Below are 22,145 nucleotides of genomic sequence, written 5' to 3'. Positions count from 1 at the left end.
TCATTTTTTAATGGAGACGATTGCGGCTTTGCCACCCTCTAGCCGAAAGGAAAACGAGACACGGTCTCCGACCGCCAGCCCTGTCAGCTGATCCTCCGTTATCGAAAAAGCCATGGTCATAGGCGGCCATTGCACGGCTGGAACAGCTCCGTGGGAGATGGTCACCGTATGCTTCTTAGTATCGATAGCCTTGATCGTTCCCTCGGTGTTTGCGACTTGAGCCTGTTTTGTTTTCTGCTCCATCTGCATGCCCTCCATACCGTCCATTTTCATGCCCGGCATGTCCTCCGCATAGGCAGAAAGTGATAGCGCTAATACGGTGCTTGCAACTGCAATCAGAGTCAGTTTCATACGACTTTTCCTTCAGGTTTGACGGGTTCAACTGAGAGGTGCCGGCGACGCATCAGGCGATAGGCTGCCGGAATAACAAAAAGGGAAAGCAAGGGTGCTGTGACCATGCCGCCGACCATGGGCGCGGCGATGCGGCTCATCACTTCGCTTCCAGTCCCGCTGCCAAGCAAGATAGGTAACAGGCCGGCAATAATGACGGCCACGGTCATCGCCTTGGGCCGAACTCGCTGCACAGCACCTTCACGAATCGCCGCAACCAGTCCGCGCTCAGTGCTGTCGCCGACGTCTTCACGTTCGGCCCAAGCGTTCTTCAGGTAGAGCAGCATGATCACGCCGAACTCGGCAGAAACCCCGGCTAAGGCGATAAAGCCGACTCCGGTGGCGACCGACAGGTTGAATCCCAATAGATAGAGGAACCATGCTCCACCGGTCAGTGCGAATGGCAGAGTGGCCATGATCAATAGCGCCTCATCGAAGCGGGCGAAAGTCAGATAGAGCAGCACGAAGATGATCAACAGCGTGGCAGGTACTACCAGTTTGAGGCGTGCGTTGGCCCTTTCGAGAAACTCGAACTGTCCTGAGTAGCTCAGGCTCATGCCTGGCTGCAGCTTGACCTGTTCATTAACGACCCGACGCAGGTCGGCGACAACCGAGGCAATGTCCCGCCCTCGCACGTCGATATACACCCAGCCTGAAGGCCTTGCGTTTTCGCTCTTGAGCATCGGCGGCCCGTCGCTGACCTTGATCTTCGCCACCGTGCCAAGGGTGATTTGGCTGCCTAGCGGGGTGTAGATTGGCAACTGCTCCAGGGCGCCGAGCGAGTCACGCCACTCACGGGGGTAACGGACGTTGATCGGGAAGCGTGCAAGCCCTTCAATGGTCTCCCCGACGTTTTCACCGCCGATAGCGCCGGCCACAATGGACTGCACATCGGCGACATTCAGTCCGTAGCGGGCGGCGGCCTTGCGGTCGATATCAACGTCGATATAGCGGCCACCGGTCAGTCGCTCAGCCAGAGCCGAACTGACACCGGGCACATCCTTGGCCACCCGCTCGACCGCCTGAGTAGCGGCATCGATCTCCGCCAGGTTGGTGCCGGCAACCTTCACCCCAATTGGACTTTTGATACCCGTAGCCAGCATGTCGATACGGTTGCGAATCGGTGGTATCCAGATATTCGTCAGCCCAGGGACTCGTACCACTCGATCCAGTTCTTCGACCAACTTTTCCTGGGTCATGCCTGGACGCCATTGCTCGTGCGGCTTGAATTGAATGGTGGTTTCGAACATCTCCAGCGGTGCAGGGTCGGTGGCGGTTTCAGCGCGCCCCGCTTTGCCGAAGACGTGTTCGACTTCAGGCACGGTCTTGATCAGACGGTCAGTCTGTTGCAGCAGTTGTGCCGCTTTCTGCGCCGACAATCCCGGTAGAGCTGAAGGCATATAGAGCAGGTCACCCTCGTCCAACGGGGGGAGAAACTCGCCACCCAAGCGAGACATTGGCCATAGCGCACTGACAATAACCAATAGCGCCACCAGCAGCGTGATCTTTGGTCGACGCAAGACTGCGTCCAGGGCTGGCTGATAGATCCGAATCAACCACCGGTTCAACGGGTTCTGATGTTCACTGGGAATTCGTCCTCGAATCCAGTAGCCCATCAGCACTGGCACCAAGGTCACTGACAATCCCGCCGCTGCCGCCATGGCGTAGGTCTTGGTGAAAGCCAAAGGGCCGAACAACCGTCCTTCCTGTGCTTCCAGCGTGAACACCGGAATGAACGACAGGGTGATGATCAACAAACAGAAGAACAGCGCGGGGCCTACCTCTGCCGCCGCTTCGGTCATTACATGCCAATGACGTTCACCCTTCAGTTCTTCCCCCGGATTGGCCATGTGCCATGCCTCAATCTTCTTGTGGGCGTTCTCGATCATCACCACGGCAGCATCGACCATGGCGCCAATGGCGATGGCAATTCCGCCCAAGGACATGATGTTGGCGTTGATGCCTTGGTAGCGCATGACGATGAAGGCAATCAATACACCAACAGGCAGGGAGATGATCGCCACCAGGGATGAGCGCAGGTGCCAGAGGAAGATCCCACACACCAACGCGACGACAATGAACTCTTCGATCAGCTTGTGGCTGAGGTTTTCAACAGCGCGGTCAATCAGCTTGCTGCGGTCGTAGGTGGTAACGATTTCCACCCCGGACGGCAGACTGTTTTTCAGTTCGTCGAGTTTAGTCTTGACCGCTGCAATGGTCTCGCGAGCATTCTTGCCACTGCGCAAAATCACCACGCCACCGACGGTCTCGCCTTCGCCGTCAAGTTCGGTAATGCCCCGCCGCATTTCCGGCCCCAACTGGATCGTTGCGACATCGCCAAGGGTCACTGGTACACCACCCGCACCCAACTTAAGCGGGATCGCCCGGAAGTCATTGAGCGTCTTCAGATAGCCCGAAGCGCGCACGATAAACTCGGTCTCCGCCATCTCCAGCACGGCACCACCGGTTTCCTGATTGGCCTTACCGATGGCGTCGGTCACCTCAGCCTGAGTGATACCGAGGCTGGCCAATTTCAGCGGATCGAGCTGCACTTGGTACTGCTTGACCATGCCACCCACGGTGGCCACTTCCGCAACGTTCGGCAGGGTCTTGAGTTCAAACTTGAGGAACCAGTCCTGAAGAGCGCGGAGCTGTGCCAAATCGTGCCCGCCACTGCGATCCACCAGTGCGTACTGATAGATCCAACCCACCCCCGTCGCATCCGGCCCCAACGCCGGCTTGGCGCTGGCCGGCAAACGGCTTTGTATCTGACTCAGGTACTCCAACACCCGCGAGCGAGCCCAATACAAGTCAGTGCCGTCTTCGAACAGCACGTAGACAAAACTATCGCCAAAGAAGGAATAACCACGCACGGTCTTGGCCCCCGGCACCGAGAGCATGGTGGTGGCCAACGGATAGGTGACCTGGTTCTCGACGATCTGCGGCGCTTGTCCTGCATAAGGGGTGCGGATAATCACCTGTACATCGGAGAGGTCTGGCAACGCATCAATGGGCGTGCTTTGCACCGACCAGATGCCCCAAGCGGTGACAAACAGTGTCGCCAGTAGCACCAGGAATCGGTTAGCCACTGACCAACGAATCAGGGCAGCAATCATGGCTGGCTCCCCGATTTATCCAGGCGTTCAACACGCAAGCCATCGTCGGTCAGGCTCAACGCGATTCGAACCTTGTCACCCGCATTGAGGCCCTGCATCAGCGCCGGACTAGCGAGTGGGAAAGTCATCGTCATGCCAGGCATGCCGAGTGTCTTGAAGGGGCCGTGGGCAAGCGTGACTTCTTTATCGTTGATCTCAACGATCTGCCCATCCGCTTCATGAAAGCTGGAGGCTGCTGCGCTGGGTGGTGACTGTTCCTCCGAGCTTGCAACAATGCCCTTAAGACTGGCCTCCGAGTCGAGCAGGAACTGACCAGAGGTAACCACCTTCTGGCCTTCTTCCAGACCCTTCAATATCGCCGTTTTGCCATCGCTTTCCTGCCCGAGGTGCACCTCCACGGGACGGAAGCGGCCAGCGTCTTCGGCGAGCATCACCAGGGCTCGTCGGCCAGTGCGAATCACCGCCTCACTCGGCACCCACAACACACTTTGCTCGGTCGAACGATTCAGGCGTACCTGCGCCGTCAAACCCGGTCTGAGGCGCCCGTCCGGATTGGGTAACTCCACACGTACCCGAAGGGTGCGGCTGTCCGGATTTGTCTCGGGCAAAATCGCGTCGACCTTGCCACTGAGTGTTATTCCTGGGAAGGCTGGCAGCCGCGCTTCGACCGCATGCCCCACAGTGATAGCTCCGGAATCCGATTCTGGAACGGCCACGGCTAGCCAGACACTGCTCAAGCCATTGACGCGTGCCAGAGTGTCGCCAGTCGCCACGGTCATACCCGCACGAACATTCAATTCTTGCAGCACACCACCAATAGGGCTGGTGAGCGTCAGGTAAGGCTGAACCTTACCACCACGCTCTACCTGAGTAATCAGTGTTGCCGGCATCCCTGTGAGCCGCAGTCGCTGGCGGGCCGCAGCCAACAGGTCAGCATCCCCATTGCGCTTCAGCGCAAGGAACTCTGTCTGGGCGGCTGCCCACTCGGGCACCAGGATATCCGCCAACGCCGCGTTGGCTTTGAGTACATCGCCAGGAGCGTGGGCATAGACCCTCTCCACAAAGCCAGTGGTGCGGGCCTGAATCACCGCGACATCGCGCTCGTTGAATCCCAAGACTCCTGTGACGTCGAGACTGGAATCAAAGATCCCACGGGTGACAGTTGCAAAACGCAGACCGAGATTCTGGGTCAGACTTGGATCGATACTGACGGTCGCATGATCCCCTACGCCAGCGGCGTACTGAGGAACCAGTTGCATGTCCATGAAGGGAGATTTTCCCGGCTTGTCGAACTTTTGCTGCGGGTACATGGGGTCGTACCAATACAGGGCTTTGCGTTCGTCCGGGGAATTGAGGCTCTGCTCCGGGGTGGTAACTGGTACTCCGCTCATGCGCTGATGCGCGAACCAGTAACCACCGGCAACACCCAATGCCAACGAGATGCCCACCAGCAATGCCCCATTCCATTTTTTGAGGTTCATTGGCTGGACTCCCCATAAGCAAAATAAAGACGCGCACTGGTCAGCGCTCGCTGCTCTTCCACGTCGATCTGTTTCAGTCGGGCCTCGATAAGCTCACGTCGGGCGGTAACAACGGCGTTTAAATCGCCTTTGCCGGCACGGTAACTGGCCATGGTGAGTTCGACCTTTTCCTTGGCCAACGGCAGCAAGCTTTCCTGGTTTCGGCGCACGGCACGATTCAGGCGCTCATAGTCAGCCAGTTCGTTTTCCAGTTGCTGAGTGTGCTCGCGTGACAGGGCTTCGCGCTCGGCCTCAAGCTGGCTGAGTTCAGCCTGTTTGGCCGCGATTTTGGGGTTTTGGCGAGAGTCAGGAAACAGTGGCAGATCCCAGGAAAACTGCACGCTGACCATGTCGCCAAACTCACGGCCACGGTGCTGGTAATCCAGTTCCCAGCTCCAGTCGGACTGTTTCTCCGACACGGCTTCACGAACCTTGGCTTGCGCTTCGCGGGTCATCGGCGCAAACGCTGCCAACTCGGGATGGTGTTGCAGTCTATGGGAGTAGCTTGAAGTATCGACGGGCCACTCCGGCAAGCTGCCCATAGGCTTGTCATTGGCGGCGGAGCCAATCCAGCGCTTGAGGGCGGCTCGGGCTTGCGCCCTCTGGAGAATCAGATCGTCCTGTTGCTCCGCCAACTGAGCCGCTTCCTGTTTGGGCGTCACCGCGTCGGCGGGTTGAGCGCGGCCACCGGCAATCTGGGCCCGAACGGTATCGCTCAGCAGGCGGTTTTCTTTGTAGAAGTCCTGGAATAGCGCATTTTTGCGCTCAACCGAGTAGCTGCTGATCCAAGCCAACGCCGTGGACTGGCGCACCTTCAGACGTTCGACTCGACGCTCCGCAGCGGCGCGATCAATGGCTGCATCGGCGACTTCAATGCGCGCTTTGCGCTTGTCGCTGTTGGGCATCTCCTGCCTGACCCCGACCATCTGCATGGTCATGAAGTCCTGGTCGATGCTCCAACGATCCGGGCCGCCAATGGGGTAGTTCTGTACGCCCAGCAGGAGCTTGGGATCAGGTAATTCACCAGCAGGGATGGCTGCACTGCTGGCAGCCTGAACTTTCGCGTCTTGTGCGGTCAGCGACGGGGCATTGTTTTCGGCCAGCCGCAACGCTTCATCGAGCGTCAAGGCGGCAGCGAAACTCGGCAATGCCAGCATGCTTGCCGCCAAGCCGGCCACAAGAGACCAGCCTGTGCAATTGCACTTGGAGTTCATGTTTACGATTCCTGTAATCATTCTTTGCACGCGGCAAAAAAGACATGCGCGCAGTTAGTCCATCCCGCTAAATGCGGAATGAGGCTCAATGTTGGACAGGGATCAAACGCGGGGTGGTCGCCATACCCCGGACGGGGTCTGTACAGGTAGGGAATCGCTGATGAAAGTAAGGACTACTGGACTGAACACAGTTACAGGAGGCTTGAAGATTGAGACTTGCAGCATGCCACCCGTCTTGCACTCCTGTCCCGGCTTGCAAGGCTTGCCGTGCTCGGAAGGGCTTTTCATGTCGTTGCAGCAGTCCATTTCCATGCCGTCCATCATCGCCATGCCCATCGTCTTCATTGGGCACGGTTCTGTCGGTGCCTGAACGCCCGCCATCCCGCTGAGGGGAAGCGCCAAGCTGATCATGAAGATGATGCAAAACCGCAGATAGCGTTTCATGGTCTGGAGTCTAGTCGCTGAAAATGGCTCTTACAATTGGGCACGTGTCATCAACAACCTGTCGTCTAAATCTGACGTAGGCGATAAGACATAACAACAATTAAGTCAGCATTACGTGTAACAAATAGTCCTTTAACTGGCCTCCACAGATGTCAGGAGGCTGCTTGCACTGAGGCCCAGATCGGAACTGGGGTTTTTGCATTAGTGGCGGTGTTAGTCGTTCCTTGTTTGGTCTCGATGGCTCTATCTAGTTCTCAGCGCCTCGTTATGCGGTCAGTCCCATCCAGCCATGGAAACCTACATAGAGGCCAACACCGATGATCAATACGCTGGACAGGTACGGCGCACGACGAGCCACGGTGCCCAGCCACGGCCAGCGATTGGAGGCCTGTTTAGCACCGATGGCTGCCGCAGCACCGACCGTGACTAAGGTAAGGGCCAAGCCGATGCTGAAGCACAGGACGAGCATGCCACCCAGCGCCACTTCTTTAACCTGAAGACACAGCAACAGAACGGTGATGGCAGCCGGACAAGGAATCAAACCGCCCGTCAAACCGAACACGACGATCTGGCCCGTGGTGACCTCGCGGTTGGTGAAGCGTTTACGGATATCGTTGGCATGTGCGCGCTCGTGCGCATCCTGATAGCCGTCAATCGACAACTCCAGACCTTCCAGTTCGGAATGCGCATGCCCGTGATCATGCTCCTGGTAGTCCAGATCATAATCATGGGAGTGGCCCGAATGCCCAAGACTCAAGCGAGCACTGAACTCATGAGGTTCCGGGATATCGACTGCCGACTCCAGGATGCCTTCGCGCTCGACGAAAGAGAACGATTGGGTGCTGCCGTCTGGACGGGTAGTCATCAGGTGAACATCTGAGGCAGCCCAGGCATGTCCGGTCATTGTCTTCAGGCGCCAATGCGGTGGCATACCTACTTCAAAAATCGACAGTTCGATGCGCCCGTGGCCGGTATCGATTCGATGAGTTTCATCATGATGACCATGGTCATGCGAACCGTGGTGGTGGTCATCACCTTGCTCGAACTTGAACATCTGCTCACCGCGCCAGGTACGCCACAGCATCCAAAGCGCAATCACGATGATCAGTGCAGAGGACGCAAGCTGGAAGTACGGCTCAGTGGTTTGAGCATCCAGGCCTTTGCCCAGGTACATGCCGCCCATGGCGACCAACCACACCACTGCGGTGTGCGACAGCGTCGCGGCCAAACCCAACAAAACAGCCTGTTTTACCGAGCCACGGATGGCCACGATGAAGGCCGCCATCATAGTTTTTGAATGTCCGGGCTCAAGGCCATGCAAGGCGCCGAGCAAGATAGCGCTCGGAAAATACAGCCAGGCGTGAGCCCCGCCTTGTTGTAGCAGTTCAGCGAAGTTGGGCATGTCAGACCTAGAGGTATTTGGTGATTTGCTTGAAGGCTTCCAGTGGTGCGCGCTCACCATTGTTCAACGCCGAGACGGTGTCCTCCAGGCAGTGATCGATGTGATCCTGAATGAGGGTGCGCTTGGCTTGGCACACAGCTTTTTCAACCGCATGCAGCTGCTGAGCGATGTCCACGCACTGACGACCCTCTTCGATCATGGTGATGATGCCGCGTAAATGGCCGTCCGCCCGTTTGAGGCGTTTAATGATCGCCTCGTGACTTTGGTGGGTGTGGGGGTGGCTGTGTTCGTGTTCGTGCTCACTCATGACTTGAGCCTCAGGCCTCAATGAATTACGCTGGCATCCTATCCCCCCTAGGAGGATGGGTCAAACGCATCAAGGCCCTACAAAACGAGTTGAAACCCGAACGCTATGTTCAGCAGAACACTGACAACGACGGTGGTAATCGCGCTTGCTCTCGCCATGTTTGTGGCCTGGGCCGGGCATACCTATACGTTGTCAGTGATGTCGAAACAGCCGGCCTGGGAGATTGCGCAAGACGCTCATCACTCCCATGAAGAGCAAGCCGAGATGTTGTGTGCGAGCTGTTCGGATCACTATCACTCCCCGTTGACCCCTGACCACCAACACGAAACGCCACAGCTCAGTTCTGCGTTGACTTTGTCTGCGCAGCCGAAGCTGTCCATGCGACTCGAAGCCCCATCCTATTCCGTTCCTCGTCCGCCGATTTTCTTGATCGAGCGTCCACCCCGTCCTTCGTTCGCATCCTGACCATGGCCGTACTGCGGCCTTTGATCCCTGCAACGTAGGATTGATCTATGCATTCGCACTCGATGAGCGGCGTTGACGCATTTACTGCGCCTTCGCGTCGCCTGCTACTGCTGTTGTTTTTATTTGTCGCGGCACTTTTCCTCGCAATGCCCGAGGCGATGGCTCATGCCGTCGCGGAAGGTGACAAGGGGTTCATCCAGGAAAGCTCCGGCGTCATGTTGTTGCCCTTCATCTATATGGGCGCCAAGCACATGATGACGGGCTACGACCACCTGCTGTTTTTGTTCGGAGTGATCTTCTTTCTCTACCGCCTGAAAGACGTGGGGCTCTACGTCACGCTATTCGCTGTAGGCCACTCAATCACGCTGCTGCTGGGCGTGCTGTCCGAGATCAGCATCAGCTCCTACATCATCGACGCCATCATTGGTTTTTCGGTGGTGTACAAGGCGCTCGACAACCTGGGCGCGTTCCAGCGCTGGTTCGGTTTCCAACCTAATACCAAGGTGGCCACGCTGATCTTCGGCTTGCTCCACGGTTTTGGTCTGGCGACGAAGATCCAGGAGTATGAGATCTCACCTGACGGCCTGATTCCGAACCTCATCGCCTTTAACGTCGGTGTCGAAATTGGCCAATTGCTGGCCCTCAGCGCGATTCTCATTCTGATGGGATATTGGCGGCGCACCGGCAGTTTCTGGCGCCACGCCTATACCGCCAACGTCGCCATGATGAGTGCCGGCTTCCTCCTGATGGGTTACCAGATCACCGGCCTGTTTGTCTCCGCGTAAGGAGTTCTGACCATGTTCAATACTCTGCTTCCAACTGTTAATGAATTGCCCAGCACTCGCAAACTGGTGCGTTCGACTGTCATTGCACTGCTGACTGCGGTTGGCCTGTTGGTCACCGTTGTCATGCCTTCGGAATATGCCGTTGATCCTACGGGTGTGGGCCGCGCACTGGGTCTGACCCAGATGGGCGAACTGAAGATCATCCTTGCCCAGGAAGCTTTGGCGGATGCCGCGCCAGCGCAACCAGCAGCTCCAGCTCCGCAGGTCGCACAAGTCCAACCTACTGCGAAACCTGCTGCCCAGCCGGTGGCGACACCTGACCCTGCTTTCAAGACAGATCAAATGACCGTCACGCTCAAGCCAGGTGAAGGGACAGAAATCAAGCTGGAAATGTTGAAGAACAAAACCGTCAGCTATGAATGGACAGCGGCTGGTGGGCCTGTGAACTACGACACCCATGGCGAGCCCTACAACGCTGAAAAGGGTTACTTCCACAGCTACACCAAGGGCAAGCAAGTCAAAAGTGACAAAGGTGAATTCACCGCCATTTTTGACGGCACCCACGGTTGGTTTTGGCGTAATCGCAGCAACAACGACGTGACCATCTCACTGAAAACGACCGGTGATTACTTGAGCGTCAAACAGTAATCCGAAGCAGCGATGGCTGCTCTACGGCCACAAATACAGAGTTCAGCCTGACCACAGGCCATTTAATTTCATCCATTTTTGGAGAGTCTTCCAATGAAAACCCCAACAACATTGATCCGTTCGATGCTCCTAATATGCTTCCTTGGCCTGATGACGGCATGCGGTGGTGAAAAAGGCACTACCTCCGAAAGCGCTGAGCACGGGCACTCGCACGAGTAGGTCGCTGGATGAAACAGGGCCGCATTTGCGGTCTTGTTTGTTTTCTTATCTCAACTTTTACCGAGTTCGATCACACGGTTCAGCGGCAGATTTGAGGTTTTCTAGTCGCTTACAGAGCAGGCGCCACATCCTGTTGTCATAGGATAAGGCACGCAACCGTTCTCTTTGCATTCACTCGTGGTCAGCAGGCCACGCGGGAAGGCTGATCATAAAGGTCGTATGGCCATCTCTGGAGACGCATCCGACGGTGCCGTCATGGGCGTCAACCAGTGATTTGACGATTGCCAACCCTAACCCCGCATGGTTCGTAGCGCCCTCTCTCCGGGCAGGATCGACTCGGTAAAAACGGTCAAACAGCCGGGGCAGATGCTCTACCGCTATCTCCTCGCCGGGGTTTTCCACTGACAAGCTGATCATGTCGCCAAGGGGCTCGATTTTCACGAAGATTGTACAGTCAGGTGGGGTATATCTGAGCGCATTGGATAGCAAATTCGAAATCATCCTATCCAGCATCGTCCCGTCACCATTCACCGCGCCGTGCCCGACTACCTGTAGCTCTACCCCTGTGTCGTCTGCCAGAAGCTGGTAATACTCGAACAATTTCTCGACGACCGAACGCAACTCGATTTTCTCTTTGGCAGGTAGAACCAGACCGTTGTCCGACTTTGCTAAGAAAAGCATGCCGTCAATAATGCTGGAGAGTCGGTTCAGATCTTCCAGGTTGGAATAGAGATTCTCCTCATAATCCTCTGGTGCACGTTTCTTTGTGAGGATGACTTCGGTATGTGTACGCAGATTGCTGATAGGAGTACGTAGCTCGTGCGCGATATCGGCTGAAAAGTTAGACAACCGAGCAAATGATTCTTCAAGGCGAGCCAGCATAGCGTTGAACGAAGTGACGAGGAGCTCTAGCTCGCGAGGCACAGAGTCCATGGGAATCCGCTCTTTCAGCGATCCGGCTGACATTGAGGCCGCGACTTGCGTCACTTGTGCGACCGGCTTCAGCCCGCTGCGCGCCACCAGCCACCCTAAACCTGCGCTGACCAAGGCGCTAATCGCCAGCCCGATCACCAACCACCAGCGCAGAGTTTCAACGAAATGCATATGGCTTGTGATATCTAGACTCAACCACGCGGTCAGTGGCTCAGCTTCATTCGCCAAATGAACTTGGGCTTTCATGCCTCGGTACATATGGCTTCCAGCTGTCCACTCCCACATATCTTTCCCTGGGTCACCAGAGGAGGAAGGAGGATGTCCAACTGCATTTGAAGTCGCGAAGAACGTCTTCCCTCCCATCGCGATAATTGAGGCTGAGAGTTCCTGGTGAGCACCAAGGAGAGCATGTAGTTGCAACACAACTTCTGAAGGGTCTGCGGAGCCAGCTTCGCCATCCATTATTTGCCGAATGGATTCGAGCTTTTCCGTCATCGCTTGACGGTCAAGGGCCTTGAAGTGATGCTGGCTGAACCCATCAAAGGTAAAGCCTGCTACTACCAGCACGGCGACCACGGCACAGACAAACATCATGCTTAAACGGAGGGTAAGGGATGCACGCTTCATTCTGTATCCGGAGCATCTAGCATGTAACCCATTCCCCTCGCGGTCTGAATCATCTTGGTGTCGAAATCGTCATCGATTTTGGCCCGGAGCCGACGAATCGCGACTTCGATCACGTTGGTATCACTGTCGAAGTTCATGTCCCAAACCTGCGATGCGATCAGTGATTTCGGCAAGACTTCCCCCCGACGGCGCATCAGCAGCTCTAACAGCGAAAACTCCTTGGCAGTAAGGTCAATGCGTCGACCTGAGCGCGAGGCCCGTCGCTTTAGAAGATCGACCTCCAGATCCCCAATCTTAATAGATGTCTGGTTGGGTACGGCGGCACCACGGCGAAGCAAGCCTCTGACGCGGGCAAGCAATTCAGAAAATGCAAAGGGTTTGACTAGATAATCGTCTGCACCTAGCTCCAAGCCTTTGACCCGGTCATCAACTCCGTCCCTGGCCGTCAGAAACAGTACAGGAACTGTGCTCCCAGCTGTGCGGACAGATCGAATGACCTCCCAGCCATCCAGGCCCGGCATCATTACGTCCAGGATTAGAAGGTCGTAGGCCTCATTTAGCGCCTGGTGCAACGCCTCTGTTCCCGTCACAACGCGGTCGACACTGAAGCCGGCCTCCAAGAGGCCTTGCTGTAGGTACATTCCGATTTTGGGTTCGTCTTCTGCAACCAAGAGTTTCATGCATGGGCTCCGGTTTTGCGGTGTCCTAGTGTGCTACCAATCTGACGACTGTGCGGAAGCTTACGCAAATGTAATTGCCCCAACAGCAAACGGATAGCTCCCAGGCAAGGCGGGGGGCGGGGTGCGGTGGATGAGGGAGAGCAGCTAGTCGGCGGCTTACAAAAACGTAATCGGCAATCTGAGCTTTTTGCGCTTAACCTACCTTCCATCCAGTGCGGAAGCACGACTCCTGGCCTACGGCCAGTGCATACAGCGCAACCGCACACTAAAACGTGACGAGGTGCAACGAATGTTCAAACGAAAGCTATCGCTTGCTGTGGGATTGATGATTTGTGGGATTGCGCAGGCAGCTGAGCCACTCACAATTGACGTACATCGTGACGCGAACTGCGGGTGCTGCAAGGAGTGGGTCAAGCACCTTGAATTGAATGGATTCAAGGTAGTCGACCACGTGGAAAGTGATATGAGCGCTATCAAGCAGAACCTGGGCGTGCCACAGGAACTCGCTTCATGTCATACGGGTGTAATTGACGGCAAATTCGTAGAGGGTCATGTCCCAGCCGATGAAATCAAGAAGCTGAATGGTCGTTCAGACCTCGCAGGAATTGCAGTGCCAGGCATGCCCGCAGGTTCTCCTGGTATGGACTACGGCCAGAATCATCAACCTTACCAAGTCCTGGGGCTCACCAAGGCAGGTGCGCAAGAAGTGGTCGCTGACTACCCCATCAACCGATAGTCGTTGCTCAGATCTGAGCGCCCTTGGGGCCGCTCGGATCTAGCTCCTGGATCACCCTTGAGCCATCTCGATTGAGGGGCTCAATGTTCCTAGCCAAGCCACTAAGCAAACGATGACGACAGCACAGGTCGATTCGATCACCACACTTTTTCTCAAAGCAGTTGCCGCTAGAGAAAAATCACCGGCCACCACAGACCGCTCAAGTGAAGGGCTCAGGTAGAAACGATTGAGGGTAGCTAGCCCGATCATGCCTACGAAAAGTAGGATCTTCACGAGTAGGAGAACGCCATAGGTGCTGTTTACGACTTCGATTACTGACGGCCCGACAATGAAGAGATAATTAGCGACGCCAGTAACTATGATCGTACCAACAATGAGTGCGCCCGCTGTTTCGAATCCCCTGAGCGCTCGCGATAGCACTCGTACCAGTTGCTCCGAATTAGCCCTCCTAATACTCAACATCAGACCAAACGCCGCGAGAGCTCCGATCCAGCCGCCAGCGGCAAGTAGGTGCAGAATATCAGCGGCAAAGTGCCAGAATCGCTGGGCGCCTTCATCCATCGCCCCGTGACCTGTCCATGGGATTGTCGCTAAGGCAATGCTGCCCGCTATGGTAGCGACCCAGAGACTGCCCGTCGGCCATCGCCTGTTCTGGCTTCCAGCAAAAATCACCACTACTAGCGAGATCATGCGTGTCACCCAGCTGTAGCCGACCTCGGTCTCATACAGCATCATTTCCATGTGAGGTCGCAGCTCCGCCCAGTCGGATGCGCCGCTCATATTTTTTGTCATAACTACAAAAGCTGCTATGGACAAAAGCATACCTATAACAGCGGTGGCAGGTAGTAGCGACCCAAAATGCAACAGCGTTCCCGATACGCGCTCTTTTCCCCGAAAGCTGTATAGGCCAAAGACGGCAAGACCGAAGAGAAGCATCAGATCCAAATACAGCGCGAGGCGCAGCGCCACGTTAATTGGGTCGCTCATACTTATTTCACTTTGAAGGTGACGCTGCCAGTAATCGGGTGGGTATCGGACGAAACTGCTCGCCATTCCACTTTGTAGGTGCCAGTTGTGAGAGGAGAGGCCGGGGTCAAGACCATGGTTTTAGGGTCGTTACTGCCGGCCACGCTGGCTTTCACACTCATAGGCGAGTGTGACATGCCAGGCATGTCAGTCATGATCAACTTGGCTCCGGAAAACTGGGTAACCAAGTTTTCAGAAAAGTGCAGCTCAATCTTTGCAGGAGCCGGGCCGCTCTCTCCTTCGGCGGGAGTGGAGGACAACAGCTTCGGGTGAGCCTGGGCAACTGCACTGAGCAGAAGACTGGTTGAAAGAGCGACGGCCACAACACAGGATTTAAGTACAGACATGCAAGGCTCCTCACAGCGCGTAGCTGTTGTAATGAGGTTAAATAATTATTTGGTGCCGCTGATTTAGAACCACACCCGGACACCGAGCACCAGACGTGCTTCGTTATTGTCTTCGCCTTCCTCGCTGGCATAGTCAGCGGTCTTTCCATAAGCCCGATTCCAAGTCACGCCTACATAAGGTGCGAACTCAGGACGGATTTCGTATCGGAGCCGCAAACCGACTTCACTCTCAGACAACCCTGAACCGACTCCACGTTTGGGATCGTTTTTGCCATAGAAATTGAATTCTGCCGTTGGTTGCAAAATCAGCTTATTGGTTAGGAGAATGTCGTAGTCACCTTCCAGCCGCGCTGCGGTCTGGCCGCCTTCACCCAAATAAGCAGTAGCCTGGGCCTCGAAATTGTAGAGCGCCAAACCCTGGATACCGAAAGCGGCCCACGTTTGAGGGTCGCCTGGTTTGAAGTCTTGACGAACCCCGCCGACTAGATCCCACCAAGGGCTGAAGGAGTGTCCCCATAAAGCTTGAACCTCAGCTTCTTCAGTCTTCCCATTGGTGCGCTCGCCTTCGGAGCGCAACCATAGACGATCAACATCTCCCCCTATCCAACCTTGGGCTTCCCAGTTCAGTGCGCTTCCATCGTCAGCATCCTGCCATTCCAATTTCTCAAATATAAAAAATGAGTTGAGGGCTGTGTCATGAACCGCGTGACCACCTGGGGACTTATAGACTGCGGCTCTGTCTGCACCGGTTAGCGGTGGTATCGGAGTCCGGCTTTGGGTTTGTGGTTGCTTGGCGGGCTGGATACTCTCCATTTTGCTGTGATCCATGCCCTGCATTTGGCTGTGATCCATACCTACCATCTTGCCGTGATCCATGCCCTGCATCTGGCTATGATCCATGGTCTGCATCTGCCCGTCTTCGGTACCCTGGCTTGTTTCAGCGGCTGCGGGGAAGACAAAACCAGCGGTCAGAGCGACCGTAAACACAGCTGAGTGCATGTGAGTCCCGCAAAGAAAATTGCTCATAGTCGACTCCTTATTCCTCTACACGCACTTCGCGGAACATCCCCATTTCCATGTGGTACAGGAGATGGCAGTGATAGGCCCAGCGTCCCAGTGCATCGGCTGTCACTCGGTAGCTGCGCTTCGAGCCTGGCGGCATATCAATAGTGTGTTTGCGAACAAGGAATTGGCCATTCTCGTCTTCTAGGTCGCTCCACATGCCATGCAAATGGATGGGGTGAGTCATCATGGTGTCGTTGACAAGAACGATCCGGACTCGCTCGCCGTACTTCAGTTTTAACGGCTCGGCGTCCGAAAACTTCACGCCGTTGAAAGACCAGGAAAACTTCTCCATATGGCCAGTCAAGTGCAGTTCGATAGTCCGACTTGGCTCACGGCCATCTGGATCCTCAAACGTGCTCTTTAGATCAGAATACGTCAGCACTTTTCGACCATTCTCGCGAAGGCCCATGCCAGGATCATCAAGCTTTGGCGACGTTGTCATTGCCTGCATGTCGACGAGAGGATTGTTGGATTCTGTGGCCGGGTGCGACTGCATTTCTCCCATACCACTAATGCCGCCCATGGACATTTTGCTGTGATCCATCCCCGCCATGCTGTCCATGCCGGACGTGTCTTGCGTAGCGCCATGGTTCATACCTTTCATGGCACCGCCGTCCATGCCTGACATGCCCTCCATTGGGCCGTCACCCATACCGGCCATCTTGCTGTGATCCATTCCAGCCATATCGCCCATACCAGCCATCGAGCCATGATCCATACCGGCCATACCCATGTCAGCCATAGTGACGAGAGGACGTGGGTCTAGCTCAGGTACCGGAGCGGCCAGGCCAGACCGGACGGCCAAGGTGCCTCTTGCGTACCCCGACCGATCCATCGCCTGCGCAAACAGTGTGTAGGCGTCCTGAGTTGGTTCGACGATCACATCGAAAGTCTCGGCAGTGGCGATCCTGAACTCATCCACGCTCACAGGTTTGACATACTGGCCATCGGCAGCCACGACAGTCATCTTCAAACCCGGAATACGGACATCAAAGTAGCTCATGGCTGAACCATTGATGAACCTCAACCTAAGCTTTTCGCCAGGTTTGAAGGTGGCCGTCCAGTTGGAGTTCGGCGCGTGGCCGTTCATCAAGTAGGTGTATGTCGCGCCACTGACGTCTGCAATGTCAGTGGGATTCATCTTCATTTCGGCCCACATCTTGCGGTCAGCGACGGTGGCTGACCAACCTTTGTCAGCTACGTCATGGATGAAATCACTGACTGTGCGTTTGTGGGTGTTGTAGTAGTCAGACTGCTTCTTCAATGTTTTCATCAGCGAAGCCGGATCTTCATCCGTCCAGTCAGTAAGCATCACCACGTAGTCACGGTCATACTCAAATGGCTCGGGCTCTTTCGCGTCGATTACCAATGGGCCGTATACACCTACCTGTTCTTGGAAGCCGGAGTGACTGTGATACCAGTACGTTCCGTTCTGCTTGACCTTGAATTGATAGACATACGTGCCGTTAGGCTCGATCCCATGGAAGCTAAGGCCCGGCACGCCGTCCATATTCGCGGGGAGGATAATCCCGTGCCAGTGGATTGATGTCATATCCTTAAGGCGGTTCTTGACCCGCAAGGTCACGGTATCGCCCTCACGCCAGCGCAGCTGAGGCCCCGGAATCCCACCATTGATTGTCATGGCAGTCCGGGCATTCCCAGTGATATTTACCGGTGTCTCTCCAATAAAGAGGTCGAACTCTGTACCTGACAGGACATTAGTCTCGCCCAAGCTCCGGGCCGCCCAAATAGGGGTATGCCAGAGGCCTAAGCCACCGAGAATCCCGCCTGCGGTAAGACCTTTCACAAAGGTGCGCCGAGAAGTTTTGGATTGCATACCGATTCATGTCCCGTCAGTCGGATGTCAGGTGCACACACTGTGGTGTGCTCCCGAGGGTTCACGCTTTGGATAGCTAGTGCGCTTGATACATCGGAAGATGCCATAAGCCAGCAAACGGGGTGATTACATTTCCGTAAGCTGGGCGGCTCAGCACTGATGCTTCTGCTCTTCAGCCGTGGGCTTTTCCTGTGCAATATCCTCTTGCACTTGCGCTTGTGGGACGGGTTTGGTGGTGGCCATTGCCGTCTCGCGAGCTCGTTCCATGCGCTCAACCGCACGGTCGCCGCCACCTTCGGCAAAGGCCAGGGACGATATAGCCAAACTGAGTGTAAGAATCACAACGTTGGTTGCTTTCATAGTGCATCTCCTTCAAGGAATTGACTCTCGATGAAACCAGAGAGTTTGAGCGTCAGCTCGATGAGGATGATGAGGGGACGCACCTGTCAGCACGCTTAGCCGGTGATTACACTTTTGACAGCACACGGAGAAACTCAACATCTGAAAGATCGACGGGCGTCATAAAATTTGACCGCACCACAGAACCGACAGCCGGCTGCATAAATTGATGTAGATCAACCGTGGCACTTCAATGTGCTGTATGTTGAAAAATCAAAATCCGCTAATCAGTACCGGAGATTCTCCATGTTCTGGTTTCGCCATCGTCAACCAACGTTCATACGCCTCGCCATCGTGCTGTGGGTGTTAGCGTTTGGTCTGGCAGCGACCCAGGGATGTCTGGCACAGCCCAGCCACAATCCGGCTACAACTCATGTCTCGCTGATCACCGCGCAAGATCACGATAGCCACGACGCCCATGCACTCGGTTGCCTTCAGCACTGCGCCGATGCGGCAATAGCTGTAAGTCCTTCGCTCCATCTTCAAACATTTGACCTGTTCAGTTGGACGTTTCTGCTCCTTATCCCAGCGTTGCTGATTTTGTATCCCGCCAATCCCTCCGCTTTTGCCTTTCTTGCATTACGGCGCCCTGTACCGGCCAGACCTCCTGCCCGCCTGATTTTCGTCCGTTTCAACGATTAATCCGACCTTCTGCGCGCCGATCTTCGGCGCACTGTCTGACTGCGCCAACCTGGCGCGGCTTGGTATTACCTGAGCTGTCCTGACCCTTTGGAGATTGCCATGCATGCCACATTGAAATTTATCCTCGCCACCCTGCTCGTGAGCAGCCCACTTATCGCCTCGGCAGTCGATGAGCATCACCCGGAGGGGCAGACCGCGCCCGCCAAGACAAGCGAAGCAGCTACGCCGATACAAAACAATGTCATGACCGAGCAAATGCAAAAAATGCAGGCTGCACACGACAAGGCAGCCGCCGCCAAGACCCCTGCCGAGCGACACGCCGCCATGCAGGAGAGCATGAAGACGATGAAGGACAGCATGGCCATGATGCATAAGAACTGTCATGGCAAGGGCATGGGCATGGGCATGGGCATGGACGGCAACAAAGACGGCATGGAGATGGGAATGATGAACATGATGATGAAAATGATGGATCAGCAATCGAGCATGATGAACATGCCGATGAGCAAGTGACGCGCACAAGCCTGTAGGCAATGCAGCGACAGTTTTACCTTAACCAATATGCCAAGGGTAAAACTGCCGCCCGTTACACCTATACGACGTATCACTAAACAGCACTCCCTCAGGAGTACAAAACCATGATGAATTCACCACATTCCGCTAACACCTCTCCAACATTTTGGAGGAGTAAACCCGGTATAGCGCTGGGCATGCTGCTGGTGATCGTGCTGTTCTATCTAGCAAGAGAACACTACGGCCATATGCTGGGCTTACTGCCTTACATGATTTTGCTGTTGTGCCCGCTGATGCATTTTTTCGGGCACCACCACCACGATGGTCACAATCATCACGGCGAAACCTCAGTCTCAACCAAGGATGCGAACAGGAGTTAGCTCATGCACACCCCTGAGGTTCGTCAAGAGCACGGCCCAATACAGAACTCTGAACCCCAACCCACCGGCTCCCATGACCCGGTATGTGGCATGACCGTCAGTAACGACAGCCAGTTCAGCACGGAATATGAGGGGCAAAACTACCGGTTCTGCAGCCAGAAATGCCAAACGACCTTCAGGGCAGCGCCCGAGCGTTATCGAATATCTCAACTGAAAATCGAACAAATCCCTCAGGCAACAGCAGAACCGTTAACGGGTGCCGCTGAATACACATGTCCCATGCATCCGGAAATTCGCCAGATCGGCCCCGGCGTCTGCCCTAAGTGCGGCATGACCTTAGAGCCGGTGATTCCCGAATTGGAGGAAGAAGAGAACTTAGAACTCAAGGACTTCACCCGGCGCTTCTGGTGGACATTGCCACTGACAGTGATCGTCACCGTGCTGGCTATGGGTGGCCATGCCCTGGAGCTGTTCCATGGCACCACGCAAAATTGGGTCGAGCTGGGATTGGCTACACCCGTCGTGCTGTGGGCTGGCTGGCCGTTTTATGTGCGTGGTGTGCGTTCGGTGATTCAGCGAAGTCCGAACATGTGGACGCTAATCGGCCTCGGCACGGCGGCGGCCTTCCTTTACAGCGTCGTGGCCACCCTGACCCCCGATATATTTCCCAGCAACTTCATGATGGAGGGCCGCATCGGTGTGTACTTCGAAGCGGCGGCTGTGATCATCTCTCTGACCCTTCTCGGCCAGATGCTTGAACTCAAGGCTCGCTCGCAAACCTCGGCTGCCATCAAGTCGCTGCTTGGACTTGCACCCAAAACTGCCCGACGGATCAATGCCGATGGTACGGAAGAAGACATCCCTCTGACACACGTACACAGCGGCGACACATTACGTGTGCGTCCGGGAGAAAAAGTACCTGTCGACGGCAAGGTATTGCAAGGCGAAAGCGCTGTAGATGAGTCGATGCTCACCGGCGAACCGATACCGATCATGAAGAGGGCCGGCGACGCGCTGATCGGCGCCACTCTCAACATCCACGGCAGTCTAGTGATGCAGGCGCAGAAGATAGGGTCGGCGACCCTGCTCGCACAGATTGTGCAGATGGTTGTGCAGGCACAACGCTCAAAAGCGCCGATGCAACGGCTGGCAGACGTGATTGCCAGTTACTTCGTGATCGTTGTGATTGCTATCGCCGCGCTGACTCTACTCGGCTGGGGGCTGTGGGGGCCCGAGCCAAGTTGGGTGTTCGGACTGATCAACGCTGTCGCGGTCATGATCATCGCCTGTCCCTGTGCCCTTGGCCTAGCGACACCGATGTCAGTCATGGTTGCCACCGGCAAGGCTGCTGGCAGCGGCGTATTGTTTCGCGATGCCGCCGCCATCGAAAACCTGCGCAAGATAGACATCTTGATAGTCGACAAAACTGGCACCCTCACTGAAGGTCGACCAGCGTTCCATAGCGTCGAGGCCGTACCCGGATTTACTCAGGATGAAGTGTTGCGCCTGGCCGCAAGTCTCGATCAGGGCAGTGAGCATCCATTGGCCCACGCCATCGTCGAGCAGGCTCGTGCCGCAGGGCTAAAACTGGTGACACCTGAAACCTTCGAGTCAGCCTCAGGTATTGGTGTAAGCGGTCAGGTCGAGGGTCGCCGCCTGATGCTAGGCAATACCGCGTTGATGCAGGAGGCCGGCGTTTCCACAGAGAGCTTGCAAGAACATGCCGAGAAGCTACGCGGCGACGGTACGAGCATCATGTACCTGGCAGTCGATGGCGCCCTGGCGGGTTTGCTGGCTGTTGCCGACCCCATCAAACCCACCACGAAGCTGGCCGTCGAGCGTCTGCAGGCGGATGGCGTCAAGGTCATCATGGCCACTGGCGACGGCCTTACGACTGCTCGCTCGGTAGCTCGCCAGTTGGGCATCGAGGAGGTACACGGCGAGGTCAAACCGCAAGATAAAGAGCGTCTGGTGGCATCTCTGCAACAAGCCGGACACCGGGTGGCGATGGCCGGCGACGGCATTAATGATGCCCCCGCACTGGCTCGCGCTGATGTAGGTATCGCCATGGGCACTGGCACTGACGTGGCGATGAACAGCGCTCAGGTCACCCTGGTCAAGGGGGATCTGCTCGGTATCTTGCGTGCTCGCAGCCTGTCAGTCGCAACGGTGAGAAATATGCACCAGAACCTGACCTTCGCCTTCCTTTACAACGCCATGGGTATCCCACTGGCTGCCGGCTTGTTTTTTCCACTTACCGGTCACCTTCTGTCACCGCTCATTGCCGCACTGGCCATGAGCGTGAGCTCGGCGTCGGTGGTATTCAACGCCTTGCGTCTGCGCCAGGCTTCCATTGATTGAGTGAAAACGACCGCTTGACCTTGCCATGGCAGCAAGGTTGAGGATAAGCCAACGCCGCAGAAAAGCCTCATGCGTCAGTCTTTCCATGA

General features: G+C 55.8%; 21 protein-coding genes. 7 read left to right on the top strand and 14 right to left on the bottom strand.

What is annotated here, in order from left to right:
• The 7 genes from BZ163_RS28055 to BZ163_RS28025 form a co-directional block, all read right to left on the bottom strand.
• Positions 1-351 (bottom strand): copper-binding protein, encoded by a 351-nt coding sequence (locus BZ163_RS28055; protein WP_128873612.1) that lies wholly within the window; start codon positions 349-351, stop codon positions 1-3.
• Entirely contained in the window at positions 348-3,506 is a 3,159-nt protein-coding gene (locus BZ163_RS28050; RefSeq protein ID WP_128873611.1) for an efflux RND transporter permease subunit, read from the bottom strand. The genes BZ163_RS28055 and BZ163_RS28050 overlap by 4 nt, the downstream gene beginning before the upstream one ends.
• Positions 3,503-4,987, bottom strand: a complete 1,485-nt coding sequence (locus BZ163_RS28045) for an efflux RND transporter periplasmic adaptor subunit (protein ID WP_128873610.1) — start codon at positions 4,985-4,987, stop codon at positions 3,503-3,505. Before BZ163_RS28045 ends, BZ163_RS28050 begins: the two co-directional genes overlap by 4 nt.
• Positions 4,984-6,240 carry a TolC family protein gene (locus BZ163_RS28040; protein ID WP_128873609.1) on the bottom strand — a complete coding sequence of 419 codons (1,257 nt, stop codon included), beginning with the start codon at positions 6,238-6,240 and terminating at the stop codon, positions 4,984-4,986. Before BZ163_RS28040 ends, BZ163_RS28045 begins: the two co-directional genes overlap by 4 nt.
• Positions 6,241-6,342: 102 nt before the next feature.
• Entirely contained in the window at positions 6,343-6,684 is a 342-nt protein-coding gene (locus tag BZ163_RS28035) for a hypothetical protein (protein WP_128873608.1), read from the bottom strand.
• A gap of 265 nt (positions 6,685-6,949) precedes the next feature.
• Positions 6,950-8,086 carry a nickel/cobalt efflux protein RcnA gene (locus BZ163_RS28030; RefSeq protein WP_128873607.1) on the bottom strand — a complete coding sequence of 379 codons (1,137 nt, stop codon included), beginning with the start codon at positions 8,084-8,086 and terminating at the stop codon, positions 6,950-6,952.
• A 7-nt stretch (positions 8,087-8,093) separates the two neighbouring features.
• Entirely contained in the window at positions 8,094-8,393 is a 300-nt protein-coding gene (locus BZ163_RS28025) for a metal-sensing transcriptional repressor (protein ID WP_069557030.1), read from the bottom strand.
• Positions 8,394-8,905: 512 nt separating this feature from the next.
• Here BZ163_RS28025 and BZ163_RS28015 point away from each other — a divergent pair.
• Positions 8,906-9,643: a HupE/UreJ family protein gene (locus BZ163_RS28015; RefSeq protein ID WP_128873605.1), complete on the top strand. Its 738-nt coding sequence runs from the start codon at positions 8,906-8,908 to the stop codon at positions 9,641-9,643.
• A 12-nt stretch (positions 9,644-9,655) separates the two neighbouring features.
• Positions 9,656-10,291 (top strand): transmembrane anchor protein, encoded by a 636-nt coding sequence (locus tag BZ163_RS28010; protein ID WP_128873604.1) that lies wholly within the window; start codon positions 9,656-9,658, stop codon positions 10,289-10,291.
• A gap of 390 nt (positions 10,292-10,681) precedes the next feature.
• Here the strand turns inward: BZ163_RS28010 and BZ163_RS28005 are convergent, their stop codons facing one another.
• Together BZ163_RS28005 and BZ163_RS28000 are read right to left on the bottom strand one after the other, a co-directional pair.
• Positions 10,682-12,070 (bottom strand): heavy metal sensor histidine kinase, encoded by a 1,389-nt coding sequence (locus tag BZ163_RS28005; protein WP_128873603.1) that lies wholly within the window; start codon positions 12,068-12,070, stop codon positions 10,682-10,684.
• Complete coding sequence (locus BZ163_RS28000) at positions 12,067-12,750, bottom strand: heavy metal response regulator transcription factor (RefSeq protein ID WP_128873602.1); 684 nt, start codon at positions 12,748-12,750, stop codon at positions 12,067-12,069. The genes BZ163_RS28005 and BZ163_RS28000 overlap by 4 nt, the downstream gene beginning before the upstream one ends.
• A 289-nt stretch (positions 12,751-13,039) precedes the next feature.
• On the opposite strand from BZ163_RS28000, the gene BZ163_RS27995 reads away from it, so the two are divergent.
• Entirely contained in the window at positions 13,040-13,486 is a 447-nt protein-coding gene (locus tag BZ163_RS27995; RefSeq protein ID WP_128873601.1) for a DUF411 domain-containing protein, read from the top strand.
• A gap of 51 nt (positions 13,487-13,537) precedes the next feature.
• Here BZ163_RS27995 and copD read toward each other — a convergent pair whose 3' ends face one another.
• The 5 genes from copD to BZ163_RS27970 all read right to left on the bottom strand — a co-directional run bounded on the left by copD (position 13,538) and on the right by BZ163_RS27970 (position 18,121).
• The gene (copD, locus tag BZ163_RS27990) at positions 13,538-14,473 is read right to left on the bottom strand and encodes a copper homeostasis membrane protein CopD (RefSeq protein ID WP_128873600.1); all 936 of its coding nucleotides are present in this window, start codon (positions 14,471-14,473) and stop codon (positions 13,538-13,540) included.
• A gap of 2 nt (positions 14,474-14,475) precedes the next feature.
• The gene (copC, locus tag BZ163_RS27985; protein ID WP_128873599.1) at positions 14,476-14,859 is read right to left on the bottom strand and encodes a copper homeostasis periplasmic binding protein CopC; all 384 of its coding nucleotides are present in this window, start codon (positions 14,857-14,859) and stop codon (positions 14,476-14,478) included.
• Between the two features lie 63 nt (positions 14,860-14,922).
• Positions 14,923-15,768: a copper resistance protein B gene (locus BZ163_RS27980; RefSeq protein WP_224794287.1), complete on the bottom strand. Its 846-nt coding sequence runs from the start codon at positions 15,766-15,768 to the stop codon at positions 14,923-14,925.
• 127 nt (positions 15,769-15,895) lie between these two features.
• Complete coding sequence (locus BZ163_RS27975) at positions 15,896-17,761, bottom strand: copper resistance system multicopper oxidase (RefSeq protein WP_128873598.1); 1,866 nt, start codon at positions 17,759-17,761, stop codon at positions 15,896-15,898.
• Between the two features lie 150 nt (positions 17,762-17,911).
• The gene (locus tag BZ163_RS27970; protein WP_128873597.1) at positions 17,912-18,121 is read right to left on the bottom strand and encodes a co-regulatory protein PtrA N-terminal domain-containing protein; all 210 of its coding nucleotides are present in this window, start codon (positions 18,119-18,121) and stop codon (positions 17,912-17,914) included.
• A 285-nt stretch (positions 18,122-18,406) separates the two neighbouring features.
• On the opposite strand from BZ163_RS27970, the gene BZ163_RS27965 reads away from it, so the two are divergent.
• The 4 genes from BZ163_RS27965 (at position 18,407) to BZ163_RS27955 (ending at position 22,056) form a co-directional block, all read left to right on the top strand.
• Entirely contained in the window at positions 18,407-18,802 is a 396-nt protein-coding gene (locus BZ163_RS27965; protein ID WP_128873596.1) for a hypothetical protein, read from the top strand.
• 99 nt (positions 18,803-18,901) lie between these two features.
• On the top strand, positions 18,902-19,315 hold the full coding sequence (locus BZ163_RS27960; protein ID WP_128873595.1) for a hypothetical protein: 414 nt from the start codon (positions 18,902-18,904) through the stop codon (positions 19,313-19,315).
• A 125-nt stretch (positions 19,316-19,440) separates the two neighbouring features.
• Positions 19,441-19,695, top strand: a complete 255-nt coding sequence (locus tag BZ163_RS36085) for a DUF2933 domain-containing protein (RefSeq protein ID WP_138969307.1) — start codon at positions 19,441-19,443, stop codon at positions 19,693-19,695.
• A 90-nt stretch (positions 19,696-19,785) separates the two neighbouring features.
• Positions 19,786-22,056 carry a heavy metal translocating P-type ATPase gene (locus BZ163_RS27955; RefSeq protein WP_168187416.1) on the top strand — a complete coding sequence of 757 codons (2,271 nt, stop codon included), beginning with the start codon at positions 19,786-19,788 and terminating at the stop codon, positions 22,054-22,056.
• The last annotated feature ends 89 nt before the right edge of the window (positions 22,057-22,145 follow it).

It is taken from the genome of Pseudomonas sp. VI4.1 (genome assembly GCF_002029345.1).
GTDB lineage: Bacteria > Pseudomonadota > Gammaproteobacteria > Pseudomonadales > Pseudomonadaceae > Aquipseudomonas.
The sequence above is the reverse complement of the archived record's forward strand: the minus strand, read 5'-3'. Positions and strand labels throughout refer to the sequence as shown.

Coding starts and splice junctions, on each gene's coding strand:
- copD (WP_128873600.1), bottom strand. CDS start 14,473: ATGAGCGACCCAATTAACGTGGCGCTGCGCCTCGCGCTGTATTTGGAT.
- BZ163_RS28005 (WP_128873603.1), bottom strand. CDS start 12,070: ATGAAGCGTGCATCCCTTACCCTCCGTTTAAGCATGATGTTTGTCTGT.
- BZ163_RS28055 (WP_128873612.1), bottom strand. CDS start 351: ATGAAACTGACTCTGATTGCAGTTGCAAGCACCGTATTAGCGCTATCA.
- BZ163_RS27995 (WP_128873601.1), top strand. CDS start 13,040: ATGTTCAAACGAAAGCTATCGCTTGCTGTGGGATTGATGATTTGTGGG.
- BZ163_RS36085 (WP_138969307.1), top strand. CDS start 19,441: ATGATGAATTCACCACATTCCGCTAACACCTCTCCAACATTTTGGAGG.
- BZ163_RS28050 (WP_128873611.1), bottom strand. CDS start 3,506: ATGATTGCTGCCCTGATTCGTTGGTCAGTGGCTAACCGATTCCTGGTG.
- BZ163_RS28040 (WP_128873609.1), bottom strand. CDS start 6,240: ATGAACTCCAAGTGCAATTGCACAGGCTGGTCTCTTGTGGCCGGCTTG.
- BZ163_RS28045 (WP_128873610.1), bottom strand. CDS start 4,987: ATGAACCTCAAAAAATGGAATGGGGCATTGCTGGTGGGCATCTCGTTG.
- BZ163_RS28000 (WP_128873602.1), bottom strand. CDS start 12,750: ATGAAACTCTTGGTTGCAGAAGACGAACCCAAAATCGGAATGTACCTA.
- BZ163_RS27975 (WP_128873598.1), bottom strand. CDS start 17,761: ATGCAATCCAAAACTTCTCGGCGCACCTTTGTGAAAGGTCTTACCGCA.
- BZ163_RS27960 (WP_128873595.1), top strand. CDS start 18,902: ATGCATGCCACATTGAAATTTATCCTCGCCACCCTGCTCGTGAGCAGC.
- BZ163_RS27970 (WP_128873597.1), bottom strand. CDS start 18,121: ATGAAAGCAACCAACGTTGTGATTCTTACACTCAGTTTGGCTATATCG.
- BZ163_RS27955 (WP_168187416.1), top strand. CDS start 19,786: ATGACCGTCAGTAACGACAGCCAGTTCAGCACGGAATATGAGGGGCAA.
- BZ163_RS28010 (WP_128873604.1), top strand. CDS start 9,656: ATGTTCAATACTCTGCTTCCAACTGTTAATGAATTGCCCAGCACTCGC.
- BZ163_RS28035 (WP_128873608.1), bottom strand. CDS start 6,684: ATGAAACGCTATCTGCGGTTTTGCATCATCTTCATGATCAGCTTGGCG.
- BZ163_RS28015 (WP_128873605.1), top strand. CDS start 8,906: ATGCATTCGCACTCGATGAGCGGCGTTGACGCATTTACTGCGCCTTCG.
- BZ163_RS27980 (WP_224794287.1), bottom strand. CDS start 15,768: ATGCAGACCATGGATCATAGCCAGATGCAGGGCATGGATCACGGCAAG.
- BZ163_RS28025 (WP_069557030.1), bottom strand. CDS start 8,393: ATGAGTGAGCACGAACACGAACACAGCCACCCCCACACCCACCAAAGT.
- BZ163_RS28030 (WP_128873607.1), bottom strand. CDS start 8,086: ATGCCCAACTTCGCTGAACTGCTACAACAAGGCGGGGCTCACGCCTGG.
- BZ163_RS27965 (WP_128873596.1), top strand. CDS start 18,407: ATGTTCTGGTTTCGCCATCGTCAACCAACGTTCATACGCCTCGCCATC.
- copC (WP_128873599.1), bottom strand. CDS start 14,859: ATGTCTGTACTTAAATCCTGTGTTGTGGCCGTCGCTCTTTCAACCAGT.